General features: G+C 72.0%; 17 protein-coding genes and 1 pseudogene. 10 read left to right on the top strand and 8 right to left on the bottom strand.

Going from position 1 to position 21,938, the window contains the following annotated elements; all coding sequences use genetic code 11:
* Positions 1-20: 20 nt before the first annotated feature.
* The 3 genes from OHO83_RS17050 to OHO83_RS17060 all read right to left on the bottom strand — a co-directional run bounded on the left by OHO83_RS17050 (position 21) and on the right by OHO83_RS17060 (position 3,697).
* Positions 21-1,271 (bottom strand): MFS transporter, encoded by a 1,251-nt coding sequence (locus OHO83_RS17050; RefSeq protein WP_266674236.1) that lies wholly within the window; start codon positions 1,269-1,271, stop codon positions 21-23.
* A gap of 181 nt (positions 1,272-1,452) precedes the next feature.
* Positions 1,453-2,409 (bottom strand): methylmalonyl Co-A mutase-associated GTPase MeaB, encoded by a 957-nt coding sequence (gene meaB, locus OHO83_RS17055; RefSeq protein WP_266674234.1) that lies wholly within the window; start codon positions 2,407-2,409, stop codon positions 1,453-1,455.
* Positions 2,410-2,494: 85 nt separating this feature from the next.
* Positions 2,495-3,697 carry an acetyl-CoA C-acetyltransferase gene (locus OHO83_RS17060; protein WP_266674232.1) on the bottom strand — a complete coding sequence of 401 codons (1,203 nt, stop codon included), beginning with the start codon at positions 3,695-3,697 and terminating at the stop codon, positions 2,495-2,497.
* A gap of 138 nt (positions 3,698-3,835) precedes the next feature.
* Here OHO83_RS17060 and mce point away from each other — a divergent pair, with 138 nt between their 5' ends.
* The 7 genes from mce to OHO83_RS17095 all read left to right on the top strand — a co-directional run bounded on the left by mce (position 3,836) and on the right by OHO83_RS17095 (position 13,693).
* On the top strand, positions 3,836-4,276 hold the full coding sequence (gene mce, locus OHO83_RS17065) for a methylmalonyl-CoA epimerase (RefSeq protein WP_100595983.1): 441 nt from the start codon (positions 3,836-3,838) through the stop codon (positions 4,274-4,276).
* 208 nt (positions 4,277-4,484) lie between these two features.
* Entirely contained in the window at positions 4,485-8,573 is a 4,089-nt protein-coding gene (gene scy, locus OHO83_RS17070) for a polarized growth protein Scy (RefSeq protein WP_266674231.1), read from the top strand.
* Between the two features lie 183 nt (positions 8,574-8,756).
* The gene (locus OHO83_RS17075; RefSeq protein WP_100595833.1) at positions 8,757-9,692 is read left to right on the top strand and encodes a cellulose-binding protein; all 936 of its coding nucleotides are present in this window, start codon (positions 8,757-8,759) and stop codon (positions 9,690-9,692) included.
* A 74-nt stretch (positions 9,693-9,766) separates the two neighbouring features.
* A complete protein-coding gene (locus tag OHO83_RS17080) occupies positions 9,767-10,768 on the top strand; it encodes an ABC transporter ATP-binding protein (RefSeq protein WP_266674230.1) in 1,002 nt (333 codons plus the stop codon).
* A gap of 3 nt (positions 10,769-10,771) precedes the next feature.
* Entirely contained in the window at positions 10,772-11,542 is a 771-nt protein-coding gene (locus OHO83_RS17085) for an ABC transporter permease (protein ID WP_266674229.1), read from the top strand.
* Positions 11,543-11,666: 124 nt separating this feature from the next.
* Complete coding sequence (locus OHO83_RS17090; RefSeq protein WP_266674228.1) at positions 11,667-12,839, top strand: ABC transporter ATP-binding protein; 1,173 nt, start codon at positions 11,667-11,669, stop codon at positions 12,837-12,839.
* Entirely contained in the window at positions 12,836-13,693 is an 858-nt protein-coding gene (locus OHO83_RS17095) for an ABC transporter permease (protein ID WP_266674226.1), read from the top strand. Before OHO83_RS17090 ends, OHO83_RS17095 begins: the two co-directional genes overlap by 4 nt.
* Positions 13,694-13,907: 214 nt before the next feature.
* On the opposite strand, the gene OHO83_RS17100 is transcribed toward OHO83_RS17095, so the two are convergent.
* Complete coding sequence (locus OHO83_RS17100; protein ID WP_266674224.1) at positions 13,908-14,249, bottom strand: ATP/GTP-binding protein; 342 nt, start codon at positions 14,247-14,249, stop codon at positions 13,908-13,910.
* A 214-nt stretch (positions 14,250-14,463) separates the two neighbouring features.
* Here OHO83_RS17100 and OHO83_RS17105 point away from each other — a divergent pair, with 214 nt between their 5' ends.
* The gene (locus OHO83_RS17105) at positions 14,464-15,492 is read left to right on the top strand and encodes an LLM class flavin-dependent oxidoreductase (RefSeq protein ID WP_266674222.1); all 1,029 of its coding nucleotides are present in this window, start codon (positions 14,464-14,466) and stop codon (positions 15,490-15,492) included.
* A gap of 99 nt (positions 15,493-15,591) precedes the next feature.
* On the opposite strand, the gene OHO83_RS17110 is transcribed toward OHO83_RS17105, so the two are convergent.
* Entirely contained in the window at positions 15,592-15,984 is a 393-nt protein-coding gene (locus OHO83_RS17110; protein ID WP_116509837.1) for an SCO5389 family protein, read from the bottom strand.
* A 243-nt stretch (positions 15,985-16,227) separates the two neighbouring features.
* Between OHO83_RS17110 and nucS the strand changes: the two genes are divergently transcribed.
* Positions 16,228-16,899 carry an endonuclease NucS gene (gene nucS / locus OHO83_RS17115; RefSeq protein ID WP_189492137.1) on the top strand — a complete coding sequence of 224 codons (672 nt, stop codon included), beginning with the start codon at positions 16,228-16,230 and terminating at the stop codon, positions 16,897-16,899.
* Between the two features lie 72 nt (positions 16,900-16,971).
* Here the strand turns inward: nucS and OHO83_RS17120 are convergent, their stop codons facing one another.
* The 3 genes from OHO83_RS17120 to OHO83_RS17130 all read right to left on the bottom strand — a co-directional run bounded on the left by OHO83_RS17120 (position 16,972) and on the right by OHO83_RS17130 (position 21,100).
* Positions 16,972-19,542, bottom strand: a complete 2,571-nt coding sequence (locus OHO83_RS17120) for an ATP-binding protein (protein ID WP_266674218.1) — start codon at positions 19,540-19,542, stop codon at positions 16,972-16,974.
* Positions 19,543-19,759: 217 nt separating this feature from the next.
* Positions 19,760-20,083, bottom strand: a complete 324-nt coding sequence (locus tag OHO83_RS17125; RefSeq protein ID WP_116509841.1) for an STAS domain-containing protein — start codon at positions 20,081-20,083, stop codon at positions 19,760-19,762.
* A 168-nt stretch (positions 20,084-20,251) separates the two neighbouring features.
* Positions 20,252-21,100, bottom strand: a complete 849-nt coding sequence (locus OHO83_RS17130; RefSeq protein ID WP_266674216.1) for a 3-hydroxyacyl-CoA dehydrogenase family protein — start codon at positions 21,098-21,100, stop codon at positions 20,252-20,254.
* Positions 21,101-21,611: 511 nt separating this feature from the next.
* Between OHO83_RS17130 and OHO83_RS17135 the strand changes: the two are divergent.
* A pseudogene (locus tag OHO83_RS17135) lies at positions 21,612-21,925 on the top strand (ABC transporter permease); the annotation flags it as partial.
* Positions 21,926-21,938 lie beyond the last annotated feature (13 nt).

Consider the following 21,938-nt stretch of genomic DNA (forward strand, 5'->3'; position numbering starts at 1 on the left):
CCGGTTCGGCGCGGATCGGCTCATCGCGCCGTCGCGCCCGTCTCCTGAGCCGCGTCCGGGACACCGTCCCCGGGCGCGGCTTCCGCCGTCGTACGGGCGCCGCGCACACCCCGTACCCCCCACACCGCCGCCGCGACCGGCGCCGCCGCGGCCACGGCGAAGCAGGCCGCGAGCGGGAGGCGGGCCACCAGGAGGCCCGCTCCCGCCGTGCCGGCCGAGATCCCGGCGTTCACCGCCGTGTTGACCCAGGCCCCGGCCTGGGTGCGGAACGCCGGCCCGGCCGTCTCGTCCGCCACGAGATACGCGGTCGTCAGGGCGGGCGCGACGAAGAGGCCCGCCGTCACGGCCGCCGCACCGAGCGTCACCAGGCCCGGTGCGAGCGCCGCCGCCCCCAGCGCGGCGGCGAGCCCCGCGGCGAGGAACGGCAGCCGGACGCGGGCGGGGGTGGTCCAGGCGATGGCGCCGTTCGCGAGGCCGCCGACCGCGCTGCCCGCCGAGAGGGCGGCCATCACCCAGGCCACGGCGTCGGCATGCTGACGGGCGTCGGCGAAGGCGAGGACGAGCAGGTCGAGGGCGCCGAGGGCCAGCCCGACCCCCACGGCGACGACCACCGGCTGCGCGAGGCCGCGCACCGGCGAGATCCCGCCCGAGGACCCGCGCCGCCCCGCGTCCCGGCCCGCGAGGCCCCGCACGGCCGGGGACGCCACGAACGCGGCGGTTCCCACGGCCACCAGGACCGCGCTGACCGCGACGCCGAACGCCGCGGGGGCGAACTGCACGATCACGCCCACGACGAGCGGGCCGGACACGAGCAGCAGCTCCTCGGCCACCCCGTCGAGGCTGTACGCGCGCTGGAGCAACCCCTGGCGCGTGCCGACGAGTTCGCTCCACACGGCCCGCATGGTCGGGCCGAGGGGCGGGGTGCACGCGCCGGCGGCGAGGGCGGCGACACCGAGCAGGAGCCCGGAGGCCCCCGGCCGCCAGGTCAGCGCCGCGAGCACACCGAGCAGGACGGCGTACGCCCCCGTCATCGGCGGGAGCGCGCGGCGCGGCCCGTACCGGTCGATGAGGAGCGCTCTCACAGGGGAGAGGAAGACGCTCGCGGCGCCGAAGAGCGCCATGGCCGTGCCCGCGACGGCGTACGAGCCGGTGGCGGACTTCACCGCGAGCATCAGGGACAGGGACACGGTCCCGTAGGAGAGCCGCCCGAGCAGGGCGGCGCCGAAGGTCCTGCGGGCATGGGGAACGCGCAGGAGCGCTGCGTAGGACATGAGTGGGAGTTCCTCAGAACGAAGGGCACACGGACGCCGAGGACCGCGACGTCACCGTTCGACGGTGGTCGCGGTCGGGGTCGTGCCCTACGCACAGAGAAGGAACATACGTCCAACGTACCAGCGGGGGACGGGCGTTGGCGATGGGCGAGACCGCGGCACGGTCCCGCCCCCCGTCCGCTCAGGCCTCCGTCAGGCCCTCCACCAGGGAGTCCGCCGCCCGGTACGGGTCGAGCTCGCCCGCCACGATGCGCTCGGCCAGCGAGCTGAGGCGACGGTCGCCGTGGAGGTCCGCGATGCGCTCGCGCAGGGCCGTGACGGCGATCGTCTCGACCTCACGGGAGGCGCGGGCGAGGCGGCGCTCCTGGAGGACATCGTGCTCCTCCATCCACGCCCGGTGCTTCTCGAGCGCCTCGACGACCTCGTCGATGCCCTCGCCGCGGGCGGCGACGGTCTTGACGATGGGCGGGCGCCAGTCACCGGCGCCCCGGGACTCGCCGAGGCCCAGCATGTGGTTGAGCTCGCGGGCGGTCGCGTCCGCGCCGTCGCGGTCGGCCTTGTTGACGACGTACACGTCGCCGATCTCCAGGATTCCGGCCTTGGCCGCCTGGATCCCGTCGCCCATGCCGGGGGCGAGCAGGACGACGGACGTGTCGGCCTGCGAGGCGATCTCGACCTCGGACTGGCCGACGCCGACCGTCTCCACGAGGACGACGTCGCAGCCGGCCGCGTCGAGCACGCGGATCGCCTGCGGCGCGGCCCACGCGAGCCCGCCCAGATGCCCGCGCGTGGCCATGGAACGGATGTACACGCCGGGGTCGGACGCGTGCTCCGACATGCGGACACGGTCACCGAGCAGGGCGCCGCCGCTGAACGGCGACGACGGGTCGACGGCGAGCACGCCGACCCGCTTCCCGGCCCGCCGGTAGGCGCTGACCAGGGCGGACGTGGACGTGGACTTGCCCACGCCCGGCGACCCGGTCAGCCCGACGACGTACGCGTGCCCCGCGAGCGGGGCCAGCGCCGCCATCACCTCGCGCAGCTGCGGGGACGCCCCCTCCACCAGGGAGATCAGCCGGGCCACGGCCCTGGGCCGGCCTTCCCTGGCCTGGGCCACCAGGGTGGAGACGTCCTGCATCACAGCTCCGTTCACTCGGTTTCGTCCGACATCCGTACCGACATCCGTATCGGCGTACCTGCCGGCACACGTGCCGGCGGAAGGGTTACGCCTTGGGTACCCGCACGATCAGCGCGTCACCCTGGCCACCGCCGCCGCACAGCGCGGCCGCGCCGACGCCGCCGCCGCGCCGCTTGAGCTCGAGCGCGAGGTGCAGGACGACACGGGCGCCGGACATCCCGATCGGGTGACCGAGGGCGATCGCGCCGCCGTTGACGTTCACCTTTTCCGATGACACGCCGAGGTCCTTCATTGACTGCACGGCGACGGCCGCGAAGGCCTCGTTGATCTCGACGAGGTCGAGGTCCTCGACGCCCAGGCCCTCCTTCTTGAGGGCGTGCCGGATGGCGTTCGAGGGCTGCGACTGGAGCGAGTTGTCGGGGCCCGCCACGTTTCCGTGGGCGCCGATCTCGGCGATCCACTCCAGGCCGAGCTCCTGCGCCTTCGCCTTGCTCATGACGACGACCGCGGCGGCGCCGTCGGAGATCTGCGAGGAGGTGCCGGCCGTGATCGTGCCGTCCTTGGCGAACGCGGGCCGCAGCTTGCCGAGCGACTCGGCGGTCGTCTCGGCGCGGATGCCCTCGTCCTTGCTGAACAGGATCGGGTCGCCCTTGCGCTGCGGGATCTCGACGGGGGTGATCTCCGCCTCGAAGAGGCCGTTCTTCTGGGCGGCTGCGGCGCGCTGGTGCGACTGGGCGGCGATCTCGTCCTGCTCGGGGCGCCTGATGCCGAGGCGGGTGTTGTGCTTCTCCGTCGACTCACCCATCGGGATGTTCTCGAAGGAGTCGGTCAGGCCGTCGTACGCCATCGCGTCGAGCATCTCGACGGCGCCGTACTTGTAGCCCTCGCGGGACTTGGGAAGCAGGTGGGGCGCGTTCGTCATGGACTCCTGGCCGCCCGCGACGACGACGTCGAACTCGCCGGCGCGGATCAGCTGGTCGGCGAGCGCGATGGCGTCGAGGCCCGAGAGACACACCTTGTTGATGGTCAGCGCCGGCACGTTCATGGGGATGCCGGCCTTGACGGCCGCCTGGCGCGCGGGGATCTGCCCAGCCCCCGCCTGAAGCACCTGGCCCATGATCACGTACTGCACCTGGTCTCCGCCGATCCCCGCCCGGTCGAGCGCCGCCTTGATGGCGACGCCTCCGAGATCGGCTCCGGAGAAGGACTTCAGCGAGCCGAGCAGCCGACCCATGGGCGTACGGGCGCCCGCGACGATCACTGAGGTGGTACCGGTCGTTCCAGACATGAGGCACGGCCCCTTGGAGATGAGGAGTGAACGAGGGTTTACTCGAATGTACTGAGCAGTACCCCCCCACGTCACCGGCCGAACGGTGTGATCGCGCGCACGTTGCGTAACCACCTCCGACCGCGCTGCACTTACAGCATGCTGACGCGAATCGACCACATCGGAATCGCCTGTTTCGACCTCGACAAGACCGTTGAGTTCTACCGCGCTACCTACGGCTTCGAAGTGTTCCACTCCGAGGTGAACGAGGAGCAGGGCGTGCGCGAGGCCATGCTCAAGATCAATGAGACGAGTGACGGCGGGGCCTCCTACCTCCAGCTCCTGGAGCCCACCCGGGAGGACTCCGCGGTCGGGAAGTGGCTGGCCAAGAACGGTGAGGGCGTCCACCACATCGCCTTCGGCACGGCGGACGTCGACGCCGACTCCGCGGACATCAGGGGCAAGGGCGTACGCGTCCTGTACGACGAGCCGCGCATCGGTTCGATGGGGTCGCGCATCACCTTCCTGCACCCCAAGGACTGCCACGGCGTACTGACCGAACTCGTCACTTCCGCACCGGTTGAGTCACCTGAGCACTGACCTCCGTATATCTGGGCCGGTAGGGTTGGGGGCGGCCGTCCGTCACACGGACGGCCGCGGGCCGGGGTCCGGGTTTCGGGGGGCGAGCGACGGGGCAGCAGCCCATGCTCCGCCGTTGATCTGACACCATTCCCCGGGGGCCCCGTTCGGCGGATGGACGGTGCTCGTTTGGAGAGACTTGCGACCAGGGGACGGATGGGACCGCGCAGTGCGGGGCTACGAGAGCCAGGACAGCCGGCGGCCGGCTGAGACCGACCATCTCTCACGGTTCGAGGCCGAGATGGACCGGCTGAAGACCGAGCGGGAGAAGGCGGTCCAGCACGCCGAGGACCTGGGCTACCAGGTCGAGGTGTTGCGCGCCAAGCTGCACGAGGCGCGCCGCAACCTCGCGTCCCGTCCTGCCTACGACGGCGGGGACATCGGGTACCAGGCCGAGCAGCTGCTGCGTAACGCGCAGATCCAGGCCGACCAGCTGCGCTCCGACGCCGAGCGCGAGCTGCGCGACGCCCGCGCCCAGACGCAGCGCATCCTCCAGGAGCACGCCGAGCAGCAGTCCCGGCTCCAGTCCGAGCTGCACGCCGAGGCCGTCTCGCGCCGCCAGCAGCTCGACCAGGAGCTGGCCGAGCGCCGCCAGACCGTCGAGGCGCACGTCAACGAGAACGTGGCGTGGGCCGAGCAGCTGCGCTCCCGCAGCGAGCAGCAGGCCCGCCGGCTCGTCGACGAGTCCCGCGCCGAGGCCGACCAGGCGCTCGCCGCCGCCCGCGCCGAGGCCGAGCGGGTCGCCACCGAGGCCCGCCAGCGCCTGACGTCGGAGGCCGAGACCGCCCGCGCCGAGGCCGAGGCCCTGCTGCGCCGCGCCCGCACCGACGCCGAGCGCCTCCTGAACGCCGCGTCGACGCAGGCGCAGGAGGCCACCGACCACGCCGAGCAGCTGCGCTCGTCCACGGCCACCGAGTCGGACACGGCCCGCCGCCAGTCCGCCGAGCTGAGCCGCGCCGCCGAGCAGCGCCTGTCCGAGGCCGACACGGCGCTGCGCGAGGCACGCACGTCGGCGGAGAAGGTCCTCACCGAGGCGAAGGACGCCGCGGCCAAGCAGCTCGCGAACGCCGAGTCGGCGAACGAGCAGCGCACGCGCACCGCCAAGGAACAGGTCGCCCGGCTCGTCTCGGAGGCCACCAAGGAGGCCGAGGCCACCAAGTCGGAGGCCGAGCAGGTCGTCACCGACGCCAAGGAGCAGGCGGAGAAGATCCTCGCCGAGGCGGGCGAGAAGGCACGCAACGTCACGGCCGAGGAGACCGCCTCCCAGCTCGCCAAGGCCGCCCGCACGGCCGAAGAGGTGCTCAACAAGGCGTCCGAGGACGCCAAGGCCACCACGAAGGCCGCCTCCGAGGAGGCCGAGCGGCTGCGCAGCGAGGCCGAGGCCGAGGCGGACCGGCTGCGCGGCGAGGCGCACGACATCGCCGAACAGCTCAAGGGCGCGGCGAAGGACGACACCAAGGAGTACCGCGCCAAGACCGTCGAGCTCCAGGAGGAGGCCCGCCGGCTGCGCGGCGAGGCCGAGCAGCTGCGGGCCGAGGCCGTCGACGAGGGCGAGCGGATCCGCAGCGAGGCGCGCCGCGAGGCCGTCCAGCAGATCGAGGAGGCGGCCAGGACCGCCGAGGAGCTGCTCGCCAAGGCGAAGGCGGACGCAGACGAGCTGCGGGCCGGCGCGCAGACCGAGAGCGAGCGGGTCCGCACCGAGGCCATCGAGCGCGCCACGAACCTGCGCAAGCAGGCCGAGGAGACCCTGGAGCGCACCCGCGCCGAGGCCGAGCGGCACCGCGAGGAGGCCGGCGAGCAGGCCGAGGCCACCAAGGCGGAGGCCGAGCGGGCGGCGCAGGAACTGCGCGAGGACACCGAGCGCGCGGTCGCGGCCCGGCAGGCGGAGGCCGCCGACGAGCTGACCCGGCTGCACACCGAGGCCGAGCAGCGCCTGACGGCGTCCGAGACCACGCTCACCGATGCGCGGGCCGAGTCGGAGCGCATCCGCCGCGAGACCGCGGACGAGACGGAGCGGCTGCGCGCCGAGGCCGCCGAGCGGATCCGTACGCTCCAGGCGCAGGCCGAGACGGAGGCCGACCGGCTGCGCACCGAGGCCGCGTCGGACGCGTCCGGGACCCGCGCCGAGGCGGAGAACGTCGCGGTACGGCTGCGGTCCGAGGCCGCGGCCGAGGCCGAGCGGCTCAAGACGGAGGCTCAGGAGAGCGCGGACCGGGTGCGCGCGGAGGCCGCGGCCGCGGCCGAGCGGGTCGCCACGGAGGCCGCGGAGGCGCTGTCCGCCGCTCAGGAGGAGGCCGCCAGGCGCCGCCGCGAGGCCGAGGAGACCCTCGGTTCCGCCCGCCAGGAGGCCGACCAGGAGCGCGAGCGGGCCCGCGAGCAGAGCGAGGAACTCCTCGCGGTCGCCCGCGCCCGCGTCGAGGAGGCGCAGGCAGAGGCCGTACGTCTCGTGGAGGAGGCCGACCGGCGCTCCACCGAGATGGTCGGCGCCGCCGAGCAGACCGCGCAGCAGGTGCGCGACTCCGTGTCCGGGCTCCAGGAGCAGGCGCAGGAGGAGATCGCGGGCCTGCGCAGCGCCGCGGAGCACGCGGCCGAGCGCACCAAGCACGAGGCGCAGGAGGAGGCCGACCGGGTCCGCGCCGACGCGTACGCGGAGCGCGAGCGCGCCACCGACGACGCCAACCGCGTGCGCGGCGAGGCGGCCGCGGAGTCGGAGGCCGCCAAGTCCCTTGCGGAGCGCACGGTTTCCGAGGCGATCGCCGAGTCGGAGCGGATGCGGTCCGAGGCGTCGGAGCACGCCCAGCGGGTCCGTACGGAGGTCTCCGAGCGGCTCGCTTCGGCCGAACAGGACGCGTCCCGTGCCCGGGCCGACGCCCGCGAGGACGCCAACCGGATCCGTTCGGACGCCGCCACGCAGGCGGACACCCTCATCACGGAGGCCACGAGCGAGGCAGAGCGCCTCACGAACGAGACGAACACCGAGGCGGAGCGCGTCCGCGCCGAGTCGACGGCCGCGGCCGAGAAGCTCGTCGGCGACGCCACGGAGGCCGCCGAGCGCCTCACGAACGAGACCAATGCCGAGGCGGAGCGCGTCCGTTCGGAGTCGGTCGCCCGCGCCGAGCAGCTCGTCGGCGACGCCACGACCGAGGCCGCCAGGCTGCACGCGGAGTCCACCGCCGCGGCCGATCAGCTCACGAACGAGACCCTCACCGAGGCTGAGCGGGTGCGCGCCGAGTCGGTCGCCAGGGCCGAGAAGCTCATCGCGGACGCGACCGGGGACGCCGAGCGGCTGCGCGCCGAGGCGGCCGAGACCGTCGGATCCGCGCAGCAGCACGCCGAGCGGATCCGCAGCGAGTCGGAGCGCGTCAAGGCGGAGGCGGCGGCGGAGGCCGAGCGGCTCACGTCCGCGGCGCGCGCCGAGGCCGAGCGGACCCTCGACGAGACCCGCAAGGACGCCAACAAGCGCCGCTCGGAGGCCGCCGAGCAGGTCGACAAGCTCATCACCGAGGCGAGCGCGGAGGCCGAGAAGCTGACGTCCGAGGCGCAGCAGGCCGCGCTGAAGGCGACCGCGGACGCCGAGTCGCAGGCCGACACCATGGTCGGCGCGGCCCGCAAGGAGGCCGACCGGCTGGTCTCCGAGGCGACCGTCGAGGGCAACTCCCTGGTGGAGAAGTCCCGTACGGACGCGGACGAGTTGCTCGTCGGCGCGCGACGCGACGCGACGGCGATCAGGGAGCGGGCCGAGGAGCTGCGCGAGCGCATCACCGGCGAGATCGACGAACTGCACGAGCGGGCGCGGCGCGAGTCCGCCGAGACCATGAAGACGGCCGGCGAGCGGTGCGACGCGCTGGTGAAGGCCGCCGAGGAGCAGCTCACCGAGGCGCAGGCGAAGGCCAAGGAGATGGTCTCGGAGGCGGGTTCGGAGGCGAGCAAGGTCCGGATCGCCGCCGTGAAGAAGGCCGAGGGCCTGCTCAAGGAGGCCGGGGCCAAGAAGACCGAGCTGAGCCGCGAGGCCGAGCGCGTCCTGTCCGAGGCGCAGGCGGAGGCGGAGCGCATGGTCGCCGAGGGCACGCGCGAGCTGGAGGTCCTGGTCCGGCGCCGCGAGGACATCAACGCCGAGATCTCCCGTGTCCAGGACGTCCTGGAGGCATTGGAGTCCTTCGAGGCCCCGTCCGCGGGCGGCGGGTCCAAGGAGGGCGCCGTCAAGGCGGGAGCCGCAGCGGGGGCTACCCGATCGGGTGGCAAGGGGTCGGAAGGGTAGCCAGGACAGCAACGGGCGTGCTTGGAAAGGACCTTCGGCGCTGCCGCTGGCAAGCCATCCTGCGGTTAGCCACTCAAAAGGGGTGTCATTCTCCAGATCAAACGGGCATCTGCTCGATGACACGCCGCTTTGACCCCTAGGATTCCCCCTATCACCTCACCGGTCTCATTCGACAGGAACCCCATGAGCGACACTTCCCCCTACGGCTTCGAGCTTGTGCGGCGTGGGTACGACCGCGCTCAGGTGGACGAACGCATTTCCAAGCTCGTCTCCGACCGTGACAGCGCTCTCGCTCGTATCACTGCTCTGGAAAAGCGCATCGAGGAGCTCCACCTCGAGACGCAGAACGCCCAGGCGCAGGTGAACGACGCCGAGCCGTCGTACGCCGGTCTCGGCGCGCGCGTCGAGAAGATCCTCCGCCTCGCCGAGGAGGAGGCGAAGGACCTGCGCGAGGAGGCCCGGCGCGCCGCCGAGCAGCACCGCGAGCTCGCCGAGTCGGCGGCCCAGCAGGTGCGCAACGACGCAGAATCGTTCGCTGCGGAGCGCAAGTCCAAGGCCGAGGACGAGGGCGTCCGGATCGTCGAGAAGGCCAAGAGCGAAGCGGGCACGCTGCGCGCCGAGGCCCAGAAGGACGCTCAGTCGAAGCGTGAGGAGGCGGACGCCCTCTTCGAGGAGACCCGCGCCAAGGCCGCCCAGGCCGCCGCGGACTTCGAGACGAACCTGGCGAAGCGCCGCGAGCAGTCCGAGCGCGACCTGGCCTCGCGTCAGGCGAAGGCCGAGAAGCGTCTCGCGGAGATCGAGCACCGCGCGGAGCAGCTCCGCCTGGAGGCCGAGAAGCTGCGTACCGACGCCGAGCGCCGCGCCCGCCAGACGGTGGAGACCGCGCAGCGTCAGGCCGAGGACATCGTCGCCGACGCGAACGCCAAGGCCGACCGGATCCGCTCGGAATCGGAGCGCGAGCTCGCCGCCCTGACGAACCGCCGCGACTCCATCAACGCGCAGCTCACCAACGTGCGCGAGATGCTGGCGACGCTCACCGGTGCGGCCGTCGCCGCCGCGGGTGCGCCCGCGGAGGACGAGCCGATCTCGCGTGGGGTTCCCGCCCAGCAGACCCGCTGAACAACCGCAGTCGGAAGCCGAAGCCCCTTGCCGCTCCAGTGGCAGGGGGCTTTGTCCCGTTCTAGCGTTGCCGCATGATCGAGCTCGAGGGGCTGACCAAGCACTACGGCGAGAAGCTGGCCGTCCACGACCTCACCTTCACCGTCAGGCCGGGCATCGTCACGGGGTTCCTCGGCCCCAACGGCGCCGGCAAGTCCACGACGATGCGGATGATGCTCGGGCTCGACAACCCGTCAGCCGGCGATGTGCGCATCGACGGGAAGCACTACGCGCAGCTGAGGGACCCGCTGCGGTACATCGGCGCGCTCCTCGACGCGAAGGCCATGCACGGCGGCCGCAGCGCCTACAACCACCTGCTGTGCCTGGCGCAGAGCAACGGCATCCCGCGCACCCGCGTCGTCGAGGTCCTCGACACGGTGGGTCTGACATCCGTCGCCAGGAAGAAGGCGAAGGGTTTCTCGCTGGGCATGGGCCAGCGCCTCGGCATCGCGGGCGCGCTCCTCGGCGACCCGCGGATCCTGATGTTCGACGAGCCGGTCAACGGGCTCGACCCCGAGGGCATCCACTGGATCCGCAATCTGATGAAGTCCCTCGCGGGGCAGGGCCGTACCGTCTTCGTCTCCTCGCACCTGATGAGCGAGATGGCGCTGACCGCGGACCACCTCGTCGTCATCGGCCAGGGCCGTCTCCTCGCCGACACCTCGATGACCGACTTCATCCAGCAGAACTCCCGCTCGTACGTGCGTCTGCGCTCGCCGCAGCAGGAGCGGCTCCTCGATGTGCTGCACGAGGCCGGTGTCACAGTCGTCGAGGCGGGCAACGGCACGCTCGAGGTGGACGGTGGCAGCCCCGAACAGCTCGGTGACCTGGCGGCCGCCCACCATCTCGCCCTGCACGAGCTGAGCCCTCAGCAGGCCTCGCTGGAGGAGGCCTTCATGCGGCTCACCGCGGAGTCGGTGGAGTACCACGCGCACACCGACGAGCCCGGGGTGCCGCCGCCGGTCGGGCTGCCGCCACCGCCGCAGCAGCAGGGCTGGGGCGAGAGCTGGGACCGTACGAAGAACAAGGGAGCCTGACCGATGGCCACGACCCAGGTTCTCCGGTCCGAGTGGACCAAGATCAGGTCCGTCGCTTCGACGGTGTGGACGCTCGGCCTCGCGGCGGTCCTGACGATCGCTCTCGGCGTGCTGATCTCGATCCTGTCCAGGAACGAGTTCAACAAGATGAACGCGAGGGACCGGCTGTCCTTCGACCCCACGTTCATCAGCTTCGCCGGGATGAGTCTCGGTCAGCTCGCGATGATCGTCTTCGGTGTCCTCGTCGTCTCGAACGAGTACAGCACCGGGATGATCCGCACCTCGCTCGCCGCGGTCCCCCAGCGCGGCACGTTCCTGTTCAGCAAGGTCGCCGTGGCGACCGTCCTGGCGTTCGTCGTGGGCCTCGCCACGAGCTTCATCGCGTTCTTCCTCGGGCAGGCCATCCTCGGCGTGCACCGGGCGCAGATCGGTGACCCGGGCGTCCTGCGCGCGGTGATCGGCGGCGGCCTCTACATGACGCTCATCGCCATGTTCTCGATGGGCGTCGCGTCGATGCTGCGCAGCCCGATGCTGTCGCTCGGCATCCTGATGCCGTTCTTCTTCCTGATCTCGAACATCCTGGGCAACGTCTCGGCGACGAAGAAGATCGGCCGATTCCTGCCCGACCAGGCCGGCAGCAAGATCATGCAGGTGGTGACGCCGATCGGCGACGACACTCCGTACGGTCCGTGGGGCGGCCTGGGCATCATGGTGATCTGGGTGATCCTGGCCCTTTTCTTCGGATATCTGATCCTCAAGAAGCGGGACGCATAGGGGGCTCCGGGCAGCTCCAGGGGCTTTGCCTCGTCTTGGCCGGAACCGTCAGCGCCCCGATATCCTCCTAACCCTTACGGGGGCGTGTGCCCCGATGTCCTGAACCTTTCGATGGGTGCGGAGAATGATCGAGGCAGTCGGCCTGACGAAGCGCTACGGCGCCAAGACAGCCGTGTACAACCTTTCCTTCCAGGTCCGGCCGGGTACGGTGACCGGCTTCCTGGGTCCGAACGGGTCCGGCAAGTCGACGACCATGCGCATGATCCTGGGTCTCGACCAGCCGACGACCGGCCAGGTGACCATCGGCGGCTACCCGTACCGCAAGCTCCCCAACGCCCCGCGGCAGGTCGGCGCCCTGCTCGACGCCAAGGCGGTGCACGGCGGCCGGCACGCCCGTAACCACCTGCTCTGCCTCGCGCAGCTGTCCGGCATCCCGGCCCGCCGCGTGGACGAGGTGCTCGGCGTCGTCGGCCTCCAGGACGTGGCGAAGAAGCGCTCCAAGGGCTTCTCGCTCGGCATGGGCCAGCGCCTCGGCATCGCGGCCGCACTGCTGGGCGACCCGCAGGTGCTCCTCTTCGACGAGCCGGTCAACGGCCTCGACCCGGAGGGCATCCTCTGGGTCAGGAACCTGATGAAGTCGCTCGCCGCCGAGGGCCGCACCGTCTTCGTCTCCTCGCACCTGATGAGCGAGATGGCGCTGACCGCCGAGCACCTGATCGTCATCGGCCGCGGGCAGCTCCTCGCCGACATGAGCGTGCGGGACTTCATCTCGCACAACTCGGCCGACTTCGCGCGGGTGCGCACGCCGGAGGCGGAGCCGCAGCAGCGCGAGAAGCTGACGGCCGCGCTGACCGAGGCGGGCGGCCAGGTGCTGCCCGAGCAGGACGGCGCGCTGCGCGTCATGGGCCTGCCGCTCCCCCGCATCAGCGACCTGGCGCACGGCGCCGACGTACGGCTGTGGGAGCTCTCGCCGCACCAGGCCTCGCTGGAGGAGGCGTACATGCGGATGACGCAGGGCGCCGTCGACTACCGCTCGACCGTCGACCAGCGTGCCGGTCTTCAGCAGCAGCTGCCGCCGGGCGCGATGCCGCAGCAGCAGTTCCCCGCGCCCGGCCAGGGCCAGCCGGACTGGTACGCGCCGCCGCCGCCCCAGCAGGGCGGTCAGCCGTTCGCCCCGCCGCAGGCCGCACCCGGCGGGCCGAACCCGTACGCCGCGCCGCAGCAGCCGCCGGCCGCGCCCGCGGCACCCGCAGCCCCTGCCCCCGCCGACCTGAACAAGCCCGAGGACCCCCGATGACGACGCCGCCCCCGCAGCCGGCTCCGCAGGCCTACGCCCAGCAGAGTGCGCCCAACTGGCAGGGCGCGCCCGGCACTTCGTACACCTCGCCCATCCCGGTCACGCGCACGCACCTGGGGCACGCGCTCGCCTCGGAGTGGACGAAGATCAAGTCCGTACGCTCCACGCTCTGGACGCTCGGCATCTTCCTGTTCCTGGTCCTCGGCGGCGGCCTGTTCGTCTCCGCGCAGACCGAGGACCTCAACTACCAGGACCTGCCCTTCACGTTCCCGGCCTTCATCGGCCTGCTGCTCGGCCAGATCTGCCTGATCACGCTGGGCGTCCTCGTGACGTCGTCGGAGTACGGCACCGGCATGATCCGTACGACGTTCACCGCGTCGCCGCAGCGCTACCGGGTGTTCGCCGCCAAGATCCTGGTGTTCTTCGCGGTCGCGTTCGTCGTCTCCGCGGGCTCCATCCTGCTGGTGGGCCTGCTCACGTCGTCGATGCACAGCGGCCCCGAGGCGGGCGACCTGAGCTGGGGCGGCACGGTCCTCAAGGGCGGGCTCTACGTGTCCCTGCTCGGCGTCCTCGGTCTCGCCGTGGGCTCCATGCTGCGGCATTCGGCGGGCGCGATCACCGCGATGCTCGGCATCGTGCTGCTGCCGTCGATCCTGCCGGTCTTCCTGATGATCTCGCGCAGCACGCGGACGCTCGGCGAGAAGATGCAGGAGTACAACGCCATCAACGCCCTCGCCAAGATCTTCGGCGCGGACGGCGGGAGCACGGGCGGGTCCCAGGTGTGGCTGCTCGTCGGCGTCACGGCCGCGGCCGTGGTCGGCGCGTTCGCGCTGCTCGAGCGGCGCGACGTGTAGAGCTGTCGGCACCGGGAGCTGTCGGCCCCTAGGGTCTGTCCGGCGGATCAGGTCGCACTCAGGGGCCTGCGCTGATCTGTGCTGGTGAGCGGGGTCTGGTGCGTCGAGATGCAAGGCGGAGGAGGGCGACAACGCGGAGCGTTGGCAACCGACGACAACGCCGCAGATCGGCGTGCCAGACCCCGCGCCCGCGACAAGATCCGCCGGACAGGCCCTAGTAGCGAGGCGCGTTCCTGGACCGCTGCACCCGTGTGGTGCGGCGGTCCTTCGCGTTCCAGCAGGCCTTGTGCCAGTGCCGGCGCTCGTCGACGCCCGAGTGCTCGGGCCAGGCCACCACGTGCGCGACCCCGGAGGGGATCTCCTGGTCGCAGCCGGGGCACCGGTACGTCTTGCCGGCCGCGCTCGCGCCCGCGACCTGGCGCACGCTCCACTCCTCGCCCTGCCAGCTCTCCGTACGCTGGAATCCGCCGTAACGGCTGCCCTGCTCCTCGTCCGGTACCTTGCTGGACGGTCGGCCGCCGCGACGGGGCGACGTCTGGTTTCGGCGCGGGGACACCGGATCTCCTCTAGGACTTGTACAGGTGCCTGCACAGGGACTGGGGTTCACGTCCAGCGTACGCGGACGCCTCTCGGGTACCCGCACGACGTCATACCCATGAGTTCTCCGGAAAATCTGCCAATCTCCATGGCAAGCCGTGCCCTTGGCACTTGTCAGCCGTTAATGCCGGTAGGGGGAGTGCCGCGTCGGCGCCAAGAAAGGCAGGAGTGCGATGCGCTTAGGAACTTTTGTACTGGCGGCCCAGTTCCCCGGCCAGGGACAGGGGGAGGCCCTGCACCGGGCGGTGCGGTCCGCCGAGGTGGCCGAGGAGGCCGGGCTCGACTCGGTCTGGCTGGCGGAGCACCACTTCGTGCCGTACGGCACCTGTCCGTCCGCGGTGACGCTCGCCGCGTTGCTCCTCGGCCGCACCCGGCACATCCGCGTCGGCACGGCGGTGAGCGTGCTGCCGACCGCCCACCCGGTCGCCCTCGGCGAGCAGGCGGCGCTGCTGCATGTGACGTCCGGCGGCCGCTTCTCGCTCGGCGTCGGCCGCGGCGGCCCCTGGGTGGACCTGGAAGTCTTCGGCTCGGGCATCGCGGCGTACGAGGAGGGGTTCCCGGAGTCCCTGGACCTGCTGCTGCGCTGGCTGCGCGAGCCCCGCGTCGAGGCCGAGGGGGAACGGTTCGGTTTCCGCGAGGTCGCCGTGGTCCCGCGCCCCGACGAGGCGCTGAACTCCCCCGACGGCCCCGAGGTGGTGGTCGCCTGCACCTCACCGAAGAGCGTGCGCCTCGCGGCGGAGCGCGGCCTTCCGATGCTGCTCGGCATGCACGCCGGGGACGAGGAGAAGGCCGAGATGGTCTCCCTGTGGCGCACGCACGCGCGGGCCGCCGGCCGCGGCCCGGAGGAGATCCACGCCGCGCCGCACGTCTCGGCCGGAGTGGCCCAGATCGGCGACCGCGGGGCGCAGGCGCGCGAGACGCTCCTCAAGGCGATGCCCGGTTGGCTGAAACAGGGGCTCGACGCCCATGTGACGGTGGACGGCCGCACGCGGTCCATGCGGGACCCGGTCGCGTACACGGAACTGCTGTGCGGGCTGCACCCGGTGGGGACTCCCGAGCAGTGCGCGGACCGGCTCGCGGCGACCTCGGAGCGCACGGGCATCACGCGCTTCGCGCTGCTCGTCGAGGGCTCCGGCGATCTCGCGGCCACCGAGGAGAACGTGCGCAGGCTGGGCGCCGAGGTACTCCCCCAGCTGCGCTGAGACGCGTCACCGCCGTGCGGCCCGTAGTCCACCGCCCCGTACTTGTGCACCTCCCGCGTACGGAGCGGCAGACCATCCGATTCCGCCTTCAACCGGCTGTCAGCAGTCCCTGAGTTCAGGGGACTGGTTCAACAGCTGGTTGCGGGCCGAGGTGAAGCGGGCCAGCGTGCCGTCCACCGACGGGTCCTGTGGGAACACCGCCAGACGGTGGCAGTTCTGGAAGGCCAGCCGTACACCGAAGTGCCGCTGCAGCGCGCCACGAATCGCGTCACTCGCGAGCGCACGCAGCAGCTGCCCACGTGCCTGCTCGTCCGGCGGAGGCGTCTGGTTGTCGGCGAAGTCTCCGCCGTCGACCTTCAGCTGGGCCACCAGGGAGCTGATCATCTCCCATGCGTAAGGCAGGGAGGTCCGGACGCAGTCGACGAAGTCAGCTTCGTCGACCTCGCCTCGCTCGGCCTGTTCCAACAGTGCCGGTGAGACGTCGAGCGACATGGGTTCTCCTCTCGCACCCCCGCGGGGAGCGGGGGCTGACGGGCAGGTAAGGAGCGCGCGACGACGTACGACCACGAACACGCTGCGTACAGGCGTCGCGACCTCCCGCTTATACGGTAAGCAACGTCAGGGGCCCGCAACAGGGGATCGCAGGCACAGTCGGTCCACAACCGGCCAATAACGAACCCGGCAGTTCCAGGGCGAATCGCGTGGACCACTGGTCGTCGAGTAGCGTTGCCGACCATGCGTCTCGTCATCGCCCGCTGCTCCGTGGACTACGCGGGCAGGCTCACAGCCCATCTCCCGTCGGCTCCCCGCCTGATCCTCGTGAAGGCGGACGGCAGCGTCTCGATCCACGCGGACGACAGGGCCTACAAACCTCTCAACTGGATGTCCCCGCCCTGCACCCTGAAGGAGGGCACGGGCGACGACAGCGGCACCTGGACCGTCATCAACAAGGCGGGCGAGAAACTCATCATCACGATGGAGGAAGTCCTCCACGACTCCTCGCACGAACTGGGCGTGGACCCGGGCCTCATCAAGGACGGCGTGGAAGCACACCTCCAGGAGCTCCTCGCCGACAGGATCGACACGCTCGGCGAGGGCTACACGCTCATCCGCCGCGAGTACCCGACGGCGATCGGGCCCGTCGACATCCTGTGCCGGGACGGCGACGGCGCGACCGTGGCCATCGAGATCAAGCGCCGCGGCGAGATCGACGGCGTCGAGCAACTCACGCGCTATCTCGAGCTGTTGAACCGCGACCCGCACCTCGCCCCGGTGCGCGGCATCTTCGCCGCCCAGGAGATCAAGCCGCAGGCCCGCGTCCTGGCCACGGACCGCGGCATCGGCTGCACGGTCCTGGACTACGACGCCCTGCGCGGCATCGAGGACGACAAGCTCCGCCTGTTCTGATCCGTCAGGCATGACTGAGGGCCGGGTTCACAGGAACCCGGCCCTCAGCCATGTGCCGCGTGCGTACGGCGCTCAGATCGTCGGCGAGGCGCCCGGCCCGCTGGGCGAGCCCGGCGCGCCGTACGCCGGGCTGCTCATCGCGGAGCTGCCGCTCGGCGCCGGACCACTGGCCGAATCGGACGTGTCCGGGGACGACGGCGTGGTGGACGGCGGCTCGGGCGACGACGGCGGCGGGGAGCTCGTCGGGGGCTTGGACGTCGGCGGCTTCGACGTCGGGGGCTTGGACGTGGGCGGCTTGGTGGACGGCGACTTCGACGTGGTCGGCTTGTCCGACGGCTTGCCGGAGGGCTTGTCGCTCGGCTTGTCCGACGGCTTGCCGCTCTGGGACGACGGCCCGGTGGTAGGCGTCGGATCGTCCGACGTGTTCGGGATGCCGTCCTTGCCCGGGTCGGCGGGCTGCCGGGTGGAGCCCGCGTCGCCGCCCTGGTCCGCGTCGTCGGCGCCGATCCCGCCGCCGTCCTCGCCCTGCGAGGCCGACGGGTTCACGTTGACGCTGTCGGACGGGGTGTCGTTGTTCGACGTGGCGCCGAGCGTCACGACGGTGCCGAGGACCGCCACGAGGAGGGCTCCGGCGCCCGCGGCCGCGAGGTTGCGCCGCGTGCCGGTGAGGACGGCACGACGGGCGCCGCCGGGCTTGGCTCCGGGGCCCGGCCCGGCCTGCCGGGAAACCAGCGTGACGGGGTCCGGGAGCGGCGGCACGGGCGGCGCGAACGCGGCCGGCACCCCGCCGGGGGGCGACGCCGATTCCTCGTAGCGCGCGGCGGGGACCTCTTCGCCCGCCGCCGTACGCCCGCCGGGGAGCGCGCCGCCGGAGCGGTCCGCGACCAGGGCGAGGGCTCGGCGGCCCGCGATGGTGCCCCGCTTGTCGGCCAGCGCGCCGCGCAGGGCGATGGAGGCCTCCAGCTCGGCGCGGGCCCGGTCGAGCTGCCCGCCGAGCAGCGCGAGGATGCCCAACTCGTGGTGGAAATAGGCCTCTTCGGACACTTCACCGGAGAGCCGCGCGGCCTCCTGGCCGGCCCGCAGGCATCGCTCCCACATGGTCCAGCTGAGCCCGGCGGCGAACGCGGGCGCGGCCGTACGGGCGAGCAGCACCGCGACGCTGCCCTCCGCGTCCGGACCGGCCGGCGTCGTGACGGGCACGAGTACGGTCAGCGCGGCGAGCAGGGCGTCGGCCTCGGCCGCGACCCGCTCGGGCCCGACCGAGGGGTGTCCGGCCCACCACGCGTAGTGCTGGGCGGCGGTGTGCGCCTGGCCGCCGGTGTCGTCGGCGTATCCCGCGGTCGCCAGCTGCTCCTGTACGCCGCTGGCCAGGCGGTACCGGCCGCCTACCGGGGTGACGAGGGCGCAGCCGACGAGTTCGCCGAGGGCCGCGTCGGCGTGGGTGTCGCCCACGAGCGCGGGCAGGTGGGCCTGGTGCGGTATCTCGCCGCCGAGGGCGACGGCGAACCGCAGGGTGGCGCGGGCCGATTCGCTGAGCCGGGACGCGAGCAGGGCCGCGGGCGCGGCGCCGTCGGCGAGCGAGGGCAGCGGCACGTCGTGGCCGTCCTCGGCGTCGAAGGGCGCGTCCACGGGCGGGGCGCCGGGTCCTCCGAAGTAGCCGAACTCGTCGAAGGCGTTCGGGTCGGCGCGCAGCCGGTCGCGCTGGCGCAGGAGCGCGCCGGCCTGCACGAAGCGCAGCGGGAGCCCCTCCGACTCGAACCAGAGGTCACCGGCCCAGTTCGCCTCCTCGTCCGTGAGGACGCGGCCGACGGACCGCTCCAGGAGTTCGAGGCCGCCGCCGCGGCCGAGGCCGCCGAGGAAGACCTCTTCGAGGTGCGAGTCGGCGGACGGCGCGGCGACATCAGGTGTGGCCGCGACCAGGAAGGCGCACTCGGGCGTCGCTTCGAGGAGCTCGTCGAGCGCGGCGCCTCCGAATTCGAGGTCGTCGAGGACGACGACGGCACCGACGTCGTGGACGAGTTCGAGGAGCAGGGCGCGGTCGGGGCGATGCAGCGGCGCGTCGTACACGGCCGCGAAGAGGTCGTACAGCAGGTCGTTCGACGAGCGGCGGTGTCCGGAGAGCCGGACGACGCCGTCGGGCGCGATGTCCGCGCAGTCCTCGGCGACGGTGTCGAGCAGCGCGGTGCGCCCGGAGCCCGAGGGTCCGGTGAGCCGCACGGAGCGCCCGCGCGCGAGGAGCCGGACGAGCCGCTCGTGCTCCTCCTGGCGCTCCAGGAGCGGCGGTCGGGGCAGCGGGGGTCCGGCCGGCAGCGGCGGACGGGCGGCGCGGGCCATCTCGGCGCGTTCCGCCGGTGCGTACTTGACGGGCCGCCCCGGCCGCTCCCCCGGCGGGCAGGGCTCTATCTCGCTGCCGTCGACGGGGTTGACGGTGAGCAGGAAGTCGCCGGACACGAGCTGCACGGTGCGGGCGAGCCCCTGTGAGGGCTGGCCGAAGTCAGGAGTGAGGGGATCCCTGGGCGGGCGCGGGCGGCTCGCCTGGGCGTCGCTCTCGTCGTCGTGGTGGCCACGGTCCGCGCGGTCGTAGGGATCCCCGCCGTACGGGTCGTGCCCGAAGTCTTCCGGTCCCCGGTTCATCGGGTCCATGGTCAAAGCCCCCCAAAAGCGTGGTGTGCCGATGCCCCTCCCGGCCTGTGCACACTGCGCTGTCGCTTCTGGTCCGGTGCCGGCGAGTGGGTCCGTCAATCCGCGGGCGACCGAACCCTAGACCTGGCTCAGTATCTCTGACCAGCCGGGGTGCCGCGCCGCCCGAGACGTCACAGTCTCGTGAGGATTGTGGGCGCCGCATACCGGAACGCCCGATTCATACCCTGGGCAGTGACTCGACCCCGATGCCGCCCTCGATGGCGAGGATCCGGTGCAGTCGCGTCGCCACCAGGAGGCGCTGCATCTGGGGCGGCACACCCCGCAGCACGAGCCTGCGGCCGCAGCGCCCGGCCCGCCGATGGGCACCCATGATGACGCCGAGACCCGTCGCGTCCCACGAGTCCAGCTCTGACAGGTCGAGCACCAGGTCGCCGACGCCGTCGTCGAGGGCCGTGTGCAGGACCGTACGGGCGTCCGCCGCGCTGCGGACGTCGAGGCGGCCCCCGACGACCAGCTCGGCGTGGTCGCCCCTGATGTACATATGCGCTCCCCGAGAGTGCTTGTGTGCCGTGATTCCAGTGGTCTCTGTGTCGTACGGCGATCTGGGTATGTCACTGCAACTGACTGGCGCGGGGGCGCAGAAGTTGCCGTCTGTAAGCGAACCGATACCGAATTCACCCCGTGGGGTTACCCACGGGGTGACGAGGGATCAGTGCTTGTAGAACCCCTGCCCGCTCTTGCGCCCGATGTCACCGGCGTCAACCATCCGGCGCATCAGCTCGGGCGGGGCGAACTTCTCGTCCTGGGACTCGGTGTAGATGTTGCCGGTGGCGTGCAGCAGGATGTCGACGCCCGTGAGGTCGGCGGTGGCGAGCGGCCCCATGGCGTGGCCGAAGCCCAGCTTGCAGGCGATGTCGATGTCCTCGGCGGTGGCGACGCCCGACTCGTACAGCTTGGCGGCCTCGACGACGAGGGCCGAGATCAGCCGCGTGGTCACGAAGCCGGCGACGTCGCGGTTGACGACGATGCAGGTCTTGCCGACCGACTCGGCGAACTCCCGCGTGGTGGCGAGCGTTTCGTCGCTCGTCTTGTAGCCGCGGACCAGCTCGCACAGCTGCATCATCGGGACCGGCGAGAAGAAGTGGGCGCCGACGACGCGCTCCGGGCGCTCCGTGACGGCCGCGATCTTCGTGATCGGGATGGCGGAGGTGTTCGAGGCGAGCACGGCGTCCTCGCGGACGATCTTGTCGAGTGCCCGGAAGATCTCATGCTTGACCTCGAGCTTCTCGAAGACGGCCTCGACGACGATGTCGGCGTCGGCGACCGCGTCCAGGTCGGTGGTCGTGGTGATGCGCCCGAGCGCGGCCTCCGCGTCCTCGGCGGACAGCTTGCCCTTGCTCACGAACCTGTCGTACGAGGCCTTGATGCCGTCGGTGCCACGGGCCAGGGCGGCGTCGGTGACGTCGCGCAGGACGACGTCCCAGCCCGCCTGCGCCGAGACCTGGGCGATTCCGGACCCCATGAGTCCGGCTCCGATGACGGCGAGCTTCCCTGCCACTGTGCGACTCCCCTTACCCTCTGACCGCGTACCACTTGCAACTGACCGCTAACCGCTGTTCACGTATCTCTCCGGCGGACATTAGCGTCCGTGAGGGGTCGTGGGGCCGCGAAGTAATGCGCGTCACGTCTCGAATGACGGACATCACACCGGACGGGCCATCAGGCGTCGCGTACGGCGTAGTTGAGCACCGGCTCGCCCAGAAGACCCTCCATCTCGTCGAGCGGGCCCAGTGCTTCGCGGGACACCTCCCCGGCCGGCCCGGCCTTGATCATCCCGTCGGCGACACGGGAGAGCAGCGTCGTGCGGATCCAGTTGATCCGTCCGGCCGTCAGGGCGGGCAGCGGGTCGTCGTCGTTCGCTGCGGTCCTCGCGCAGTGTCGCCTCGCGCAGCGTGAGCGACTCCTGCTGCATGCACCGGAGCCGGGCGCGCAGTCCGGCCGCGCTCTCGATGACCTTCATGAAGCGGTCGTAGCCCTCGATCAGGCCGACCTCGGGCGACACGGCGACGACCGTCGCCCTCGGCTCGATGTCGTACACGGTGGCCATGAAGGTCGACAGGCCGCAGGAGTTCGGCCCGATCGTCAACGCCGTGTCGATGCCGTCGATGCTCCTGTCCGGGCTGATGCTGCCGATGGCCCTCACGCCCGGCCGGCTCGACGTCCTGTCGCACTTCATGCCGATCCGCTCTGCGGTCGAGGCGATGCGCGACGCGTACGTCGGGCACTGCGCGACGGCGCACATGCTGTACGGGGTCCTGGTCGCCCCCCGGCGGCGCTCGCCGTGACGGTCGGCACACGTGGCTTCCGCAGGGCGGCCGCGTAACTACGCTGACCCC

Source organism: Streptomyces sp. NBC_00569 (assembly GCF_036345255.1).
Classification (GTDB): Bacteria; Actinomycetota; Actinomycetes; order Streptomycetales; family Streptomycetaceae; genus Streptomyces.